The sequence below is a fragment of the Vibrio tapetis subsp. quintayensis genome (assembly GCF_030409945.1).
Lineage (GTDB): Bacteria > Pseudomonadota > Gammaproteobacteria > Enterobacterales > Vibrionaceae > Vibrio > Vibrio quintayensis.
In genome coordinates, this window is sequence record NZ_JAUFQV010000025.1 from 48,861 (window position 1) to 64,202 (window position 15,342).

Sequence of the window (15,342 nt, forward strand, 5' to 3'; positions counted from 1 at the left end):
ATTGACCTATTTCTGTCACATCACTCAACACGTAGATGCCTTCGATGCCAAATCGTTAGCAGATGCATGCGTTGTGGATAGGGCTAAAAGACTCATTGAGGTTACAAGGATAGATTTTTCATTGTGGGCTCCAAAAAACTGAAATTTCAGTGATCTAATCAAGAATTCTTACGATGATTGCAGAAAAATAAAGCCAATCGGTCTATATTAAAGTATGGAGGCCGACTCGCTGTGCTTTCAAATTGAGAATGATTGTTTTCTTGGCAGTCACTATAGACAATATTGCATTTATGAATAGTGATATCATGTCAAATCTATATCATTTGTTAGATGAATGATTTTCGTATTGAGACAGGTTAAAGGAAGAATAATGTCTGAGAATAAGTTTCGTTTGGTTACCCGAAGTGACTTTGACGGTTTGGTGTGTGCTGTATTACTTAAAAAGCTAGACCTCATTAACGATATTAAGTTTGTGCATCCGAAAGACATGCAAGATGGAAAAGTCGAAATCACAAGTAATGATATTGTAACTAATTTGCCTTACGTCGAAAATGCTCACCTTATTTTCGATCACCATCTATCTGAAACCTTGCGTAATAAGGATGGATTGGAAAATCATATTATTGATGCGGATGCTCCTTCTGCGGCAAGAGTGGTTTGGGAATACTATGGAGGCTTTGATACGTTCCCATCAGAATGGCAAGGCATGATGGAAGCCGTCGATAAAGGAGATTCGGCTCAATTTTCGCGTGATGAAGTTCTAGATGCACAGGGTTGGAACCTACTTAACTTTTTGATGGACGCTAGGACTGGGTTAGGGCGTTTTAGAGAGTTTCGAATCTCAAACTACAACTTGATGATGGATCTTATCGACTACTGTAAGAATCACTCAATCGAACAGATCTTAGACTTGCCAGACGTTAAAGAACGAATTGAGCTTTATCAAGATCACAACACAAAATTCGCTGAGCAAATACAACAAAATGCAACGGTTCACGGAAACCTTGTGTTATTGGACTTAACCAATGAAGACGTCATTTACGCCGGTAATCGCTTCTTGATTTACGCACTATTTCCACAGTGCAACATTTCGATTCACAAAATGTGGGGCTTCCAAAAGCAGAATGTCGTGTTTGCAACAGGCAAGTCAATTTTTGACCGCGGTTCTAAAACCAACGTTGGCGAATTGATGCTTAAATATAATGGTGGCGGTCACCAAGCCGCAGGTACTTGCCAGATACTAGAATCCGACTCGGAGCGAGTGCAGCAAGAATTGATCGACGCCATCACTGCCGATGGTTAGTTGTTAGCGCTAGATTCCATTTATACGCAAATGCCTTTGAACAAATTTCGAAGGCATTTTTTATTCTCTCTTTCCATTATTCACCAGTCCTATTACACTGCGCTCAATTACCATGAATTGAAGCCGTATTATGAGACATCTACGTATTACCACCCATCCAGATATTGACCATCTTGATAACAAAACCATTATTCAACGTAAAGCAGCACGAGCTATCGTATTAGATGGCGACAACATACTTCTGCTTTACACTGAACGCTATCATGACTACTCGATCCCTGGTGGTGGCTTGGACCAAGATGAAGACGTTATCGCCGGCATGGTACGCGAACTACAAGAAGAAACAGGTGCACAAAACATTCACGCAATTGCGCCTTACGGCATTTATGAAGAGTTTCGTCCGTGGCATAAAGACAATGCAGATGTGATGCACATGGTGTCGTATTGTTATACCTGCAAAACGGATAAGCAGATGGGTGAAACCAACTACGAAGATTATGAAATAAAAAATGGCATGAAAGCTATTTGGATTAACATTCATGAAGCCATCGCTCACAATGAAAAAACCATCGCAGAGAGTGATAAAAAGGGCATGAGCATAGAACGCGAAACCTATTTACTGCATTTGATTGCCAAAGAGTTGCTTTAACGATATCGAAAGTCCACATCTGTTAGCCTATTATGAGCACCTTTCCGGTGCTTTTTTTATCCCACGATTCTGGTTTTAGAGTTAAAAATGTTGGCCGCGACAAACTTAAGAGATAAGTACTAAGATTACATAGAGCAAGTTTGTACAACACAATCATTGGATGATGTGCTAAAAAGGCAGTAGTGATAACTGAAAGAGTATAATCACTGCGACATAGAGGGATGAATGGTCACGAAAAAGGATAATGAGCGCGGCGAAGTGGCAGATTTCCAAATAGCAAAGGAATTGGGAGGGTTAGAGCTACTTGACGCAAGCTACAACAAGCAAAACTTTTCTAGACATAGTCACGAAGGGTTTACGGTGGGCGTGATAGAGCAGGGTGCCCAACGTTTCTTCCGGACCGGTGGTAATCATATTGCTCCTCAAGACAGCATCATCTTAGTCAATGCGGAAGAAGTCCATAATGGACATTCAGCAACGGATTATGGCTGGTCATATAAAGCGATGTACCCATTACCCTGTCACTTTGAATCCCTGTATTTAGACGAAGCCCAACATCGAGTGCCTTATTTTCCAGAACCCGTTGTTCATGACCCTCATTTAGCGGCACAACTTCGATTGCTGTTCAAAACGCTTAAAGAAGATCATAATCGCTTGCTTCGAGAAAGCTTAGTTTATGCAACATTGTCGATGCTTATTCAAAGGCACGGTAAGAAAAAAGCTGACTTGTCTACTAAGAGGCAAGGGAACACTTTAATCATTGTAAAAGAATTTCTTGATGATTTTCCCCAAGCGGATGTATCCCTTGAAGACCTAGCCAAATTAGCAAATCTAAGCCCCTATTATTTTGTTCGTTGTTTCCAAAAACAATTTGGCCTGCCTCCTCATTCTTATCAAATACAATCACGCCTCCGGTACGCTAAAGGGCTATTGAGAAAAGGATTCAAAATTTCCGATGCAGCACTGGAAGCAGGCTTCCACGATCAAAGCCATTTTCATCGCCATTTCAAAAAAGCGATTGGTGTCACGCCAGGTGATTACATCAAGAGTATGTGAGCAATTTTGTACAAGTTCGATTGCAATATTTATGTTCTGATTCTTTTCCATCCACTTTTAGGAACCATAATGAAACAAGAAGGTCGCCATCTGCAAAGTAGGCCCCAAAAAAGAAGCGATAAACAAGAATCCCGCTTTAAGCTTTGCTTAGAGGGTGCGTTAAGAATGTTACCGTTAAGCATTGCAGTTGTACCGTGGGGAATATTGGCTGGTTCATTTGCCATTGATTCTGGGTTAACTGCGCTCGAGGGGCAGGCATTTTCATTGGTTCTTTTCGCTGGCGCAGCCCAATTGGTAGCGATGGGGATGATAAAATCAGGAGCCACGTTAAGTGCGATGTTACTCACTACGTTTTTCATCACTTCTCGGCACTTCTTATACGGTGCAACAATGCGAGACAAGCTCAGTATACAGCCTTTGCGCTGGCGGCTCGTCTTAGGGTTTCTGTTAACCGATGAACTATTTGCATTTTGTGGTCATCAATCAGTCAAAGAATTTAAGCCATGGTATGCGTTTGGCGCTGGTTTTAGCTTTTATGTTATTTGGAATTTGGCAACGTTTTCAGGCATTGTTGCCGGGAACCTCATCCCTAACTTAACGGATTATGGTTTAGAGTTTGCCGTCGCCGCGACGTTTATTGGTATTGTTGTACCTCTTATCAAAAACATTGCGATTCTTGTGTCTGTTAGTGTTGCCGTTGTGCTATCGGTTTACTTTGCTTACCTTGAGTTGGAATCAGGCTTGGTGCTTTCTAGTGTGATTGCGATGATGGCGGGTTATGGCTGTGAAAAAGTGAGGGAAGGGTAAATGGTCTATTTCACGATATTTGCGTTGACACTGGTGGTATTCGCCAGCAGATATTTATTCATCGAGCCCCGAGTTCCTCTCAGGTTAAGCCACAACGCTCAGCGATTTTTAAGTTACGCCAGCCCTGCCGTTCTTACCGCCATTTGGGCACCGATCGTGTTTATACCTGATGGAGAACCAAATTTTGAAGTGACAAGCCCTTACGTGTTAGCGGCGATAGTTTGTGTTGCGCTTTCCGTCTGGAAGAAGAACGTATTGCTAACAACGTTGCTAGGCATGGCGTTTTTCTTGTGCTTAAAGCTAACGGGTTAACCGTAATTCACAGTAAATGTGAGGCTGTGCGTTAAACATACGGCATAGAAAGACATAAGAAACTTGACATCAATGGTCAAGTATTTGGATAATCAGCGCCAATATTTTGATTACCACATAATTACGCTAACGAAAGGCCGTATTCCGCCTTTAGAAAGCGTGCTTATTTTACGTTATTTAGGAAAACCATGGCTGTTTTAGAAGTACTTACTGCACCCGATCCGCGCTTGAAAATTAACGCTAAAGATGTCGCTGATGTTTCAACGGTTCAAACGCTGATCGATGACATGTTAGACACGCTTTATAGCACAGACAATGGTATTGGCCTGGCATCCACTCAGGTTGGCCGTGAAGAAGCGGTAATCGTGATTGATTTGTCTGACGAACGCAATGAACCACTGGTTCTGATTAACCCAAAAGTGGTGAGTGGCGAAAACAAGCAACTAGGTGAAGAGGGCTGCCTTTCGGTTCCAGATTATTACGCTGAGGTTGAGCGTTTTACTTCAGTGGTTGTTACCGGCCTTGATCGCGAAGGTAACGACGTAAAAATTGAAAATGACGAATTCCTAGCCATCGCGCTTCAGCATGAAATTGATCACCTAAGTGGGAACTTGTTTATCGATTACCTTTCTCCGCTTAAACGCAACATGGCAATGAAGAAAGTTAAGAAATACGTAAAAGCGATGGCTAAGCAAAAAGCTTAACGCATTGCTCTATGAAACGTAATAAAACGCAAAGTAGCCGCTACTTTGCGTTTTTTAGTTTATATTGGCAGAAATTTAAGAAACAACGACCGCTGTACCACTTGCAGAGACCATCAACATGCCATTTTTCTGCCCAAGTACTTCGTAATCAATATCGACTCCGACGACTGCATTTGCTCCAAGCTCTAGTGCTTTTTGTTCTAATTCTTGTAGTGCTATCTCTCTTGCTCGTTGTAACTCTGCCTCATAAGTGGCAGAGCGACCGCCGACGAGATCTCGGATACCTGCGAATAAATCTTTAAACAGGTTAGCCCCAAGAATCGCTTCTCCTGCGATAACACCTTTATATTGGCTGATGTTTTTCCCGTCGATGCTTTGTGTCGTTGTTATTATCATAAGTCCTCTCAATGACATGATCTCTATCGATTGATTGACTCTACTCTAAACGTATAATAACCCACAATTCGAAAGGCATGTTTGTTCAAGAGTTTGCAGGGTTGTTCTAATTTTGAGAAATGAGTTGTTAGATATAATCATTTTCATCTTTACCCACCAGTGAGCCTGCTTGTGTATAATATGAGGAATTGACGTTTCGAATTTAAAGGGCGAACAATGAAACTTCTGGTAGACACCCATACGCACACTTACGCAAGTGGCCATGCTTATAGCACATTGATTGAAAATGCAAAATCAGCGTCAGAAACAGGGATTAAGATGTTTTGTACCACAGACCATACTGATTCTATGCCCGGTGCTCCTCATTACTGGTTTTTCAGTAACCAACGAGTATTACCTCGTTTTCTTGAAGGCGTTGCGATAATTCGTGGTGCGGAAGTCAACATTCTTAACATAGATGGTGAAGTCGATTTGCATCCGAGTGTTGATCGAAACTTAGATTGGGTGATCGCCAGTTTCCATGAACCCGTATTCAAACCATCAAGTTCCGAAGCACATACTCTTGCACTGATTAACACGATTAAGTCAGGTCGTGTTGATGCTCTAGGTCATCTGGGAAACCCAAATTTCGATTTTGATTTCCATGAAGTCATCTCCGTGGCAAAGGAGCATAACGTTGCTATAGAGCTTAACAATACCTCGTTAACCGGTACGAGCCGGGTTGGTAGTGAAAACCGATGCGAACAAATAGCAGAAGTTGCAAAAGGAATAGGGGCCTATATTACCACCGGATCTGATGCTCATTTCTGCACTTATATTGGGAAGTTAGATCTGGTCGCATCGCTTTTAGATCGTATAGACATGCCTACCGATAAAGTGATTACTCATAGCCCTAGGCAGTTTTTGCAATTTTTGCAGCTTCGTGGTCGTGAGCCCATTACAGAATACGCAGACTTATAAAAAGCCTAGCTTGTAAAAAGTCTAGTTTGTAAAAAACTATGCTTGATAGAGTTCCAGCGGCAAGTCATCAGGGTCTTTGAAAAACGTAAATGCTTTTCCGGTGAATTCATCGACTCTGATTGCTTCTACCTCAATCCCTTTCGCTTCCAACTCACGTTTAGTGTGTTCTACGTCATCAACCACAAAAGCCAAATGTCTCAGGCCTTGAGCTTCAGGAGTTGATGGCCGTATAGGCGCATTTGGAAAAGAAAACAGTTCGATCTGGCTGCCATCGGGTAAAGCCAAATCCAGCTTATAAGATTTGCGAAGCGTTCTATAATTCTCGGCGATAACACGCAACCCTAGAATCTGGGTATAAAATGTCTTCGATCGTTGGTAGTCAGAGGCAATAATCGCGACGTGGTGAATTCGTTTAAACATAGTGCGTATTGTCCTTTTATGTGTTTATTCCAGTGATAATTATTCGCCAATTTCTTGCGTAATAAAATTTACAAAGCTTCGTACTGTCGCCGATACGTGTTTTCTACTGACATAAACAACGTAAATATAGATAGGTAATTTGGGTAACTCAGGAAAGAGCTCAATCAGCTCGCCGGTTTTTAGTTCGTCACTTAAGTTAAAAACGGGCATTCGAGTGATGCCTTGCCCTGATTTACACAATGCTAGTTCAAGCTGAGAGCTATTGGTAATAAACCTTTTTTTCACTTTTACTGTAACGCTATCGCCAGCTTGTGTTTCAAAAGCCCACTGGTCGTCATTTTTCGTCAGGCTATAACAAAGAGCATGATGGGATGATAAATCTTCTGGTCGCTGAGGTGTTCCGTACTTTTTAAGATAGGAGGGGGCGGCAATAGTGACGCTATGGGACTTCAACAGTTTCTTTGCAATTAAGCTTGAGTCATCGAGTTGCCGTCCTCCTCGAATAGACACATCATAGCCTTCTGCAACTAAATCCACTTTACGGTCGCTTAGGTCTACCTCTAAATTGACTTCTGGATACATCTCGCTGTATTTGGCTATGATTGCTTTTAGGTGGGTCAGCCCAACGCTAGTCGGACAGGAAATTCTCAGATTGCCTTTTGGTTTGGCATGTTGCCCACTTAGTATCGCTTCCAGATCTTGTGTATCCGAAACGATTTGCTGGCAGTAATCAAAGTAGACTTGTCCTTCTGAGGTTAGCCTTAATGTTCGTGTGGTTCGGTTGAGTAAACGAAGATTAAGACGAGCTTCGAGCTTACCCACTTCCTTGCTAATGTACGAAGTCGAAAACCCGGTGCTTTCTGCCGCTTTAGTAAAGCTTCCCTTCCTAACGACTTCAGTAAACACCGTCATTCCATCAAATAGCTGAGTATCCATACTCCACCTTACTCATAATTTCTGTTGAGTTAATTTATCCTATTACCCCTCAAATGGAAATAATAAATCCACGAATAGCGACTTAATAAACAATTGTTTCCAAACTATAGTAAGTACAACTATCAAGGAGAAATGAATGAAAATTATTGCGTTTTCTGCTTCAAGCAGCCGAGAGTCGATCAATAAAAAACTTGTTACTTATGCCGCGAGCCTAGTAGAAGGCGCAGATGTTGAGGTGATAGATATTAATGATTACGAGATGCCGTTATTTAGTGAAGACAGAGAAAAAGAACTCGGTCAGCCTGAATTGGCAAAAGCGTTTTTTGGCAAACTGGGTGAAGCCGATGGCATCATCATATCGTTCGCTGAACATAATGGTTCATACACGGCAGCATATAAGAATTTGTTTGATTGGACTTCACGGGTAAACATGAAAGTGTTTCAAGACAAGCCGGTTGTCATGCTATCTACATCCCCCGGTCCTGGTGGCGCAAAGTCTGTATTAGGAGCCGCTACGGCATCGTCTCCCTATTTTGGAGCGAACCTTAAAGGCCAGCTTTCTATTTCTAGTTTTTATAATGTCTATGACGCGGAAAATGGCGTGATCCACGATGACGCAATCGCATCCGAGTTGAAGACGGTTGTGAACGCTATCAACGTATAGGAAGTCGATGATGTCAATAAACATGCTTGAAGGCTCGGTTACGCGCTCACTGACAACTATGGCAATGCCCGCCGCTTTCGGCATGTTGATGACATTTTTATTCCAGTTAGTCGATAGTTATTTTGTTGGCCAGTTAGGCACCAAAGAACTGGCTGCAATGAGCTATGCCTATCCTGCCTATATCTTAATCATTAGTTTGTTTATGGGGTGTTCTGCCGGGGTTTCTGCCGTTGTCGGTGGTTTTCTGGGGAAAGGGGACTCGAAAAAAGCAAATCAAGCCACCATGATTGCGTTACTTACTTTTATGGTTTTGGCCATGCTTTTAGGGCTAGCGGGTGTGGCAACCGCAGATCAGGTATTTAGGTTACTCGGCACACCTGAAGACAGCTTGGAATTGGTTAAAAGCTACATGCTTCCTTTGTATGTGGGCATGTTCGCTTTAGTCGGCGGGTTAATTGCGAATTCGGTGTTAATGGCTAAAGGCATTATGCTAAAACCAACGTTAGTCATGGCGGCTGGTGGTGTAATCAATCTAGTTTTTGACTATCTATTGATATTTGGTGTCGGTCCTTTTCCTGCATTGGCACTTAACGGGGCTGCGTTGGCGACGGTGATTTCTTGGAGTTGTATTCTATTGTTAATGATTGCCTTGTTAATTAAGGAAAAGTTAATAACGCTTTCTGGGGGCGATCAATGGAGCCACTCGTTAAAGGTATTAAAAAAGATAATGACGATGGCATCGCCAGCAATCGCAGCACAGCTTTTGAATCCTATTGCCATTGCGTTTGTAACTCGGGCAATTTCTAGTCATGGCGACAATGCGGTGGCGGCTTTTGGTATTGTCACTCGGATGGAATCATTGGTGCTCACAGGGATTTTAGCCTTAAGTGTCATCTTGACCTCGTTTATGGCGCAAAACTTTGGTGCTAACCGGCAGCAACGGATTGATAATGCCATTGCTACTTCCGGTAGAATGACCGTTTACTGGGGAATGGCTTTTTACATCATAATGATAATGAGCGCATCATCTTTGATGCACTTCTTTACCGACAATGATCAAGTTATTCAATACGGTCAACAATACTTTATGATCGTTGGCTTTTCTTTTCCTGCTTTTGGGTTGGCTCTCATTACAACGTCACTTTTTAACGGTGTAGAGCAGCCAAAACAGTCACTCAAAATTATTCTATTTAGAGCCATTGGGTTAACGATTCCTTTGGTGCTGATTGCTAACCAGTTCGGAGTGGTGTTTATTTGGGTAGCGCTGGCGGTTTCAAATGTTATCGCAGCATGGTACGCAGGAAAACAGTTGAATAGATGGTTGGTTGAGAGAAATTCAAGTTTAACCAAGCAAAAGCCAATTGATGATTATCTTGCCGACTTTCGTTGGTTACGCTTCCAAGTGAGTAAAAAATTTAACGGCTGATGGTGTCGAGAGCTCTTATATTTTTAGGTTCTCTACGACAAAGTCAATAAACACTCTAAGCCTTGCAGGCATGTACTTCGTTTGTGCATATTGAAGAGCGATAGCGCCATGATAGTTACTTTTGATAGTCCAATCGGCTAGAACTTCAACGACACTGCCTTCGGACAATGCATCTTTGATCACAAAATCGTGAAAAATACCAATACCTAAACCGCTTTTTACTCCGCTTAGCCTCATTTGAGAATGGTTAACCGCATAACGCCCAGACACCGCGATGGTGTGAAAGTCGTCGTCCTTTAGAAAATCCCAAATGTTGTCGCGGTTTGTTTCTGCCAAATACAAACAATCATGGTTGATGAGTTCGTTTGGTGTATTAGGTTGACCTTTGGACGCAATATATTCAGGGCTAGCACACAGTACCAAGTTGGTTTTTGCTATTTCTTTTGATACTAAATTCTCATCGGGTTTGTCAGTTAACCTGAACGCGATGTCGATATTGTGCTTGAAGATATCTATCGCACCATCGGCGGCTCGAAGTTGTAGCTGGATCTCTGGGTATTTAGAAAGAAAAGGCAAAACAAACGGTTGCAGAACTGAATTCAAAAATGCCTCAGGCGCGGCGACCGTTAATGCGCCGGACGGCTCGGTGTGATCCGATGTTGAGATGTCGACGGCTTGCTGCGCCGCATTTACCATTACAACGCTCTGATCATACACTTTTTGCCCAGCTTGAGTGATGATGAGTTTGCGCGTTGTACGTTCCAACAGCTTAACGGACAGGGCTTTTTCTAACCGCGTAATGAGTTTACTTAGCGCTGAGGGCGTCACGTTCAATTTTCGCGCAGCAGCGGTGAAACTCCCTTCGTTTACGACTAAGATAAATGAAGCTAAGTCGGGTAGTAGCGCAATTAATTTTTGGTTTAGCATCTATTTGTGCCTGTCATTCACTAATGTTTTTCCATGATAAGGCATTATCCTTTTCATTGGGATACTTTATTATCAAATGAATGATTTCAAGCGGCTGATTTTCCCACCTAAAATGTGTGCGTAATTAGTCGTTTTCCCTACAAGGTCGGCTTTGAAACGACCCACTTAGAATAATTAGGAAGGATAGACCTATGTCTTCTGCATTTTATAATCAGATCCAAGACCAAATTACTGAAGTCAAATCGGAAGGTTTGTATAAGTCTGAGCGTATCATTACTTCGGCGCAAAAAGCGGCAGTAAAAATCTCTACAGGCGAAGAAGTACTTAACTTCTGTGCAAATAACTACTTAGGCCTTGCGAACCACCCAGCACTTATCGAAGCCGCTAAGCAGGGCATGGATGAGCACGGATTTGGTATGGCATCGGTACGTTTTATCTGTGGCACTCAAGATTCTCACAAAGAGCTAGAAGACAAGCTTTCAACATTCTTGGGTAAAGAAGACACGATCCTTTACACATCTTGCTTTGATGCAAATGCTGGCCTATTTGAAACGATTCTAGGCAAAGAAGACGCTATCATTTCTGATGCACTGAACCATGCTTCTATCATCGATGGCGTACGCCTTTGTAAAGCAATGCGTTTCCGTTATTCAAATAACAACATGGAAGAGCTAGAACAGCAACTTATCGCAGCGAAAGAAGCGGGTGCTCGCCATACTTTGATTGTTACCGATGGCGTATTCTCAATGGACGGAGTAGTCGCGAACCTTCCTGCTATCTGCGACCTTGCAGACCAATACGACGCTCTAGTCATGGTTGATGATTCACATGCAGTTGGCTTTATGGGGCCAAATGGCGCGGGTACTCATGAATTTCATGACGTTGTAGACCGTATTGACATCATCACTGGCACCTTGGGTAAAGCAATGGGTGGCGCGTCAGGTGGTTACACTTCTGGTAAAAAAGAAGTAATCGACTGGTTGCGTCAGCGTTCGCGTCCTTACTTGTTCTCTAACTCGGTGGCTCCTGCAATCGTATCTGCATCTATCCGCGTTCTAGATCTATTGGCGGAAAGTGGCGACCTACGAGATCACCTATGGGAAAACTCGGCGCATTTCCGTACTCGTATGGAAGCAGCTGGTTTTACTATGGGTGGTGCTGATCACGCTATCATTCCAATCATGTTGGGCGACGCAAAAGTTGCGGCAGAATTTGCAGAGCGTGCTCTAGAGAAAGGCATTTACGTTGTTGGCTTCTCTTTCCCTGTTGTACCTAAAGGCCAAGCGCGTATTCGTACTCAAATGTCTGCAGCGCATAGTCGTGAACAGTTAGATAAAGCAATCGATGCATTTATCCAAGTTGGTAAAGACATGGAGATCATCAAATAATGAAAATCAAAGCACTGTCTAAGCTTAAGCCTGAAGAAGGCATCTGGATGAACGAAGTCGATATGCCAGAAGTAGGGCATAACGACATTCTTATCAAGATTAAGAAAACCGCAATTTGTGGTACTGACGTCCATATTTACAACTGGGACGAATGGTCACAAAAAACCATTCCAGTACCTATGGTTGTTGGTCACGAATACGTAGGTGAAGTTGTTGGTATGGGCCAAGAGGTTCGTGGCTTTACCGTTGGCGACCGTGTTTCTGGTGAAGGCCACATTACTTGTGGTCACTGCCGCAACTGTCGTGGTGGACGTACTCATTTATGCCGCAACACAACGGGTGTTGGCGTAAACCGTACTGGCGCGTTTTCTGAATACTTAGTGATTCCTGCGTTTAACGCATTTAAAATCCCCACTGAGATCTCTGATGATCTAGCGTCGATCTTTGACCCGTTTGGCAACGCAGTTCATACCGCATTGTCTTTCGACTTGGTCGGTGAAGACATTTTAATCACAGGGGCAGGACCAATCGGCATTATGGCTGCAGCCGTTGCTAAGCACGTTGGTGCTCGTCATGTTGTTATCACAGACGTAAACGAATATCGCCTAGATCTTGCTCGTAAAATGGGTGTGACCAGAGCGGTAAACGTGATGGAAGAAAAACTTGAAGACGTGATGGCAGAGCTCGGCATGACTGAAGGTTTTGATGTGGGCATGGAAATGTCTGGTAACCCATCAGCGTTCAATAGCATGTTAACGAACATGAATAATGGCGGTAAAATCGCGTTGCTCGGAATTCCACCATCGGATATGGGTATTGATTGGAACCAAGTGATCTTTAAAGGTCTTGTGATTAAAGGCATTTACGGTCGTGAAATGTTTGAAACTTGGTACAAGATGGCAAGCTTGATTCAATCTGGTTTGGACTTAACGCCAATCATCACTCACCACTTTAAGGTTGATGACTTCCAAGCAGGTTTCGACGCAATGCGCAGCGGTTTGTCAGGTAAAGTTATTCTTGATTGGGAATAATCTAAATTAAATCCGAACAACGGATGACAAAGTGATTGAATAAAATAGCCCCGAGAGTTCTTGGGGCTATTTTTTTGTCTGCCATTAATACAATAAATGGATTCAACCGTGATAACTACTTGCACGATTGTGATGCTGTCTGAACGTCTTATTCCCCTTAGCATTTGAAGGGAACCTGGTACACGGTTCAAGTAATTGATGGGAAAGTTAACCATAATCGAATCAAATTATGATTTGAAAGTATTCTGTAAAGAAATCATACTGTGATTTGAATAAGTTGTTTTTCAAATCAAGGACTCGTTATGTGGATCTGGAAGCAGGCAGACTGGCCTAACTTTAGTTGGGATAAAAACACCATCGAACCGATGATAAGGCAAACTCGTCTGAATCAAGGGATCTTGCTGGGGAAAATGATGAGTCAGCCCCAAGATGAAAAGCAAAGCATGCTCGATACATTGCTTGCGAACATCGTTCATTCAAGTGCCATAGAAGGCGAAAAATTGAACGCTTTTTCTGTGCGTTCGTCCTTGGCTAACAAACTCGGCCTAATTGAAGAAAGACCTTTCCCTACTACGCAGCAAACCGATGGACTCGCCGAGATTATGCTTGATGCGGTGAGCAACCTTGATACCCCGCTAACCCTTGAAAGAGTGCTTCACTGGCATGACAGATTGTTTCCTTCTGATTACACCATGTTCAACCCTGTTATTGGCGGTAAACTACGCGGAGATGCTCCGATGCAGGTGGTATCAGGCCGTATAGACAAACCTGTTGTTCATTTTGAAGCGCCAGGAAGAGACACTCTTGAGCAAGAGATAGCGTTATTCATACACTGGTTTAATCGCTCTAAAGATGACGTGTCTCTGGATCCATTACTAAGAGCCGCGATTACCCACTTATGGTTTGTGACGCTGCACCCGTTAGATGATGGTAATGGCCGCATCACACGTTTGCTTACCGATCTGGCATTGGCACAAGCTGAGCAACAATCTGTTCGGTTCTACGCCATGTCTGTGGGCATACTTGCAAATCGTAAAAGTTATTATGAAACCTTGGAGCAAACGCAAAAGGGAGGGGTAGATATTACCATCTGGATTGAGTGGTTTCTGAAAACGTTAAACGAGACATTTGATGAAGTATTAAAAGAGATAGAACAGACCGTTTTCAAAACCAATTTTTGGCGTCACGTTGATCAAACCCAGTTAACTGCCGAGCAGGTTAAAGTGTTAAACCGAATGCTAGATGGAGATTTCTCAGGAGGGATCAACACTTCTCAGTACCACAAAGTAGCGAAAGTGAGCAAACCTACGGCGACTCGGCACTTGGCTGCGTTGGTAAAGCTAGGTTGTTTAGAGAAATCGGGCTCAGGAGGGAGGAGTACCCGTTACCTATTGGCTCGCTAATCAAGCTTTCGGTCATATCTTCGGACCCAATGTGACATAAGAACTACCTATAACGACAATCTCGCGACAAATTCTAGATATATTGCATCCACCTTATTTTGTACAGTGTTCATTAAGTTAACACGCCAATGACACAACTGTAATTCATTAAGGAAAATACAATGAACTTGAAAAAAACAACGCTTGTAATCTCTTGCCTAAGCGCGATAACTGTGGGGTCGGCATTCGCTGATGCTAATACAACATATATACGCAATGGCAACATCTATACAAATGAAGGCGCTTGGTTTGTAGAAGTGGGCGGGGCGAAGTCTAGTGAGTTTTACGACGGCCAAGACAAAACCGCAGGATTCTTGCTAAATGGTGGCTACCATGGTGAAGACTTCAATATTGATGCAGCAGGGATCAACTACCGCTTTTATAGCACTCAAAGCCAAATATTCCAACTAAGCACGTTTGTTGCACCAGGCGGATTAGGTTACAGCGCAGATGATGCATCAAGCTTGAAAGGAATGGATAAGCGTAAAATGAGCCTAGATTTGGGGCTTAACCTGGATGTTGTAATGGGAGATGGCACGATTTCGACCTCTATTCGTCGAGATGTAACCGGCGCTTCCAAAGGACTTCAGTCGAGCTTGGCTTACTACCACCCATTTGCAATGGGCAGTGTAGACTTCGTTCCGTTTGTAGGCTTAAGTTACGCAGACAGTAAGTATGTTGATTACTACTATGGCGTTAAAGCGTCAGAAAAAACAGCAAGTCGCGCAGCCTATAGCGGCAAAGGTGGAGCTGCGTACCATTTAGGTTACAAATTGGTATTCCCAATTAATGAGAACATCAATATTTCACAAACAACCAAGTACACACGTTTAGGATCCAACATTAGTGACTCACCAATCGTGAAGAGCTCGAATCAGTGGATCACGAGTTTGAGCGTGTCATACCATTTCTAATGGCTAA

The 15,342-nt window shown here is 42.9% G+C and carries 17 protein-coding genes; 13 read left to right on the top strand and 4 right to left on the bottom strand.

The window, feature by feature from the left end; all coding sequences use genetic code 11:
- The first annotated feature begins 370 nt into the window (after positions 1-370).
- The 6 genes from QWZ04_RS09955 to def all read left to right on the top strand — a co-directional run bounded on the left by QWZ04_RS09955 (position 371) and on the right by def (position 4,831).
- Positions 371-1,303, top strand: coding sequence for an exopolyphosphatase (locus QWZ04_RS09955; RefSeq protein ID WP_290327491.1), 933 nt, complete (start codon positions 371-373; stop codon positions 1,301-1,303).
- Between the two features lie 130 nt (positions 1,304-1,433).
- On the top strand, positions 1,434-1,952 hold the full coding sequence (locus tag QWZ04_RS09960) for an NUDIX hydrolase (protein WP_290327493.1): 519 nt from the start codon (positions 1,434-1,436) through the stop codon (positions 1,950-1,952).
- Positions 1,953-2,177: 225 nt separating this feature from the next.
- Positions 2,178-3,008 (top strand): helix-turn-helix domain-containing protein, encoded by an 831-nt coding sequence (locus QWZ04_RS09965; RefSeq protein ID WP_290327495.1) that lies wholly within the window; start codon positions 2,178-2,180, stop codon positions 3,006-3,008.
- 69 nt (positions 3,009-3,077) lie between these two features.
- On the top strand, positions 3,078-3,815 hold the full coding sequence (locus QWZ04_RS09970) for an AzlC family ABC transporter permease (protein ID WP_290327497.1): 738 nt from the start codon (positions 3,078-3,080) through the stop codon (positions 3,813-3,815).
- Positions 3,816-4,127: an AzlD domain-containing protein gene (locus QWZ04_RS09975; protein ID WP_290327500.1), complete on the top strand. Its 312-nt coding sequence runs from the start codon at positions 3,816-3,818 to the stop codon at positions 4,125-4,127.
- A 188-nt stretch (positions 4,128-4,315) separates the two neighbouring features.
- Entirely contained in the window at positions 4,316-4,831 is a 516-nt protein-coding gene (gene def / locus QWZ04_RS09980) for a peptide deformylase (protein WP_290327502.1), read from the top strand.
- Positions 4,832-4,906: 75 nt separating this feature from the next.
- Here the strand turns inward: def and QWZ04_RS09985 are convergent, their stop codons facing one another.
- Complete coding sequence (locus QWZ04_RS09985; protein ID WP_290327505.1) at positions 4,907-5,227, bottom strand: heavy metal-binding domain-containing protein; 321 nt, start codon at positions 5,225-5,227, stop codon at positions 4,907-4,909.
- A gap of 216 nt (positions 5,228-5,443) precedes the next feature.
- Here QWZ04_RS09985 and QWZ04_RS09990 point away from each other — a divergent pair, with 216 nt between their 5' ends.
- Positions 5,444-6,187, top strand: coding sequence for a phosphatase (locus tag QWZ04_RS09990; protein ID WP_290327507.1), 744 nt, complete (start codon positions 5,444-5,446; stop codon positions 6,185-6,187).
- 36 nt (positions 6,188-6,223) lie between these two features.
- On the opposite strand, the gene gloA2 is transcribed toward QWZ04_RS09990, so the two are convergent.
- Positions 6,224-6,607: an SMU1112c/YaeR family gloxylase I-like metalloprotein gene (gloA2, locus tag QWZ04_RS09995; RefSeq protein WP_290327509.1), complete on the bottom strand. Its 384-nt coding sequence runs from the start codon at positions 6,605-6,607 to the stop codon at positions 6,224-6,226.
- 39 nt (positions 6,608-6,646) lie between these two features.
- Positions 6,647-7,543, bottom strand: a complete 897-nt coding sequence (locus tag QWZ04_RS10000) for a LysR family transcriptional regulator (protein WP_290327511.1) — start codon at positions 7,541-7,543, stop codon at positions 6,647-6,649.
- 136 nt (positions 7,544-7,679) lie between these two features.
- Between QWZ04_RS10000 and QWZ04_RS10005 the strand changes: the two genes are divergently transcribed.
- Together QWZ04_RS10005 and QWZ04_RS10010 are read left to right on the top strand one after the other, a co-directional pair.
- Entirely contained in the window at positions 7,680-8,207 is a 528-nt protein-coding gene (locus tag QWZ04_RS10005; RefSeq protein ID WP_290327513.1) for an NADPH-dependent FMN reductase, read from the top strand.
- 7 nt (positions 8,208-8,214) lie between these two features.
- Positions 8,215-9,633: an MATE family efflux transporter gene (locus tag QWZ04_RS10010; RefSeq protein ID WP_290327516.1), complete on the top strand. Its 1,419-nt coding sequence runs from the start codon at positions 8,215-8,217 to the stop codon at positions 9,631-9,633.
- Positions 9,634-9,648: 15 nt separating this feature from the next.
- Here the strand turns inward: QWZ04_RS10010 and QWZ04_RS10015 are convergent, their stop codons facing one another.
- Positions 9,649-10,560 carry a LysR family transcriptional regulator gene (locus QWZ04_RS10015; protein ID WP_102525292.1) on the bottom strand — a complete coding sequence of 304 codons (912 nt, stop codon included), beginning with the start codon at positions 10,558-10,560 and terminating at the stop codon, positions 9,649-9,651.
- A 191-nt stretch (positions 10,561-10,751) separates the two neighbouring features.
- On the opposite strand from QWZ04_RS10015, the gene QWZ04_RS10020 reads away from it, so the two are divergent.
- The 4 genes from QWZ04_RS10020 (at position 10,752) to QWZ04_RS10035 (ending at position 15,335) form a co-directional block, all read left to right on the top strand.
- Complete coding sequence (locus QWZ04_RS10020) at positions 10,752-11,948, top strand: glycine C-acetyltransferase (protein WP_290327520.1); 1,197 nt, start codon at positions 10,752-10,754, stop codon at positions 11,946-11,948.
- Entirely contained in the window at positions 11,948-12,979 is a 1,032-nt protein-coding gene (gene tdh, locus QWZ04_RS10025; protein WP_290327522.1) for an L-threonine 3-dehydrogenase, read from the top strand. Before QWZ04_RS10020 ends, tdh begins: the two co-directional genes overlap by 1 nt.
- A 302-nt stretch (positions 12,980-13,281) precedes the next feature.
- Entirely contained in the window at positions 13,282-14,382 is a 1,101-nt protein-coding gene (locus QWZ04_RS10030) for a Fic family protein (protein WP_290327524.1), read from the top strand.
- Positions 14,383-14,543: 161 nt separating this feature from the next.
- Complete coding sequence (locus QWZ04_RS10035) at positions 14,544-15,335, top strand: MipA/OmpV family protein (RefSeq protein ID WP_290327526.1); 792 nt, start codon at positions 14,544-14,546, stop codon at positions 15,333-15,335.
- Positions 15,336-15,342: the final 7 nt, after the last annotated feature.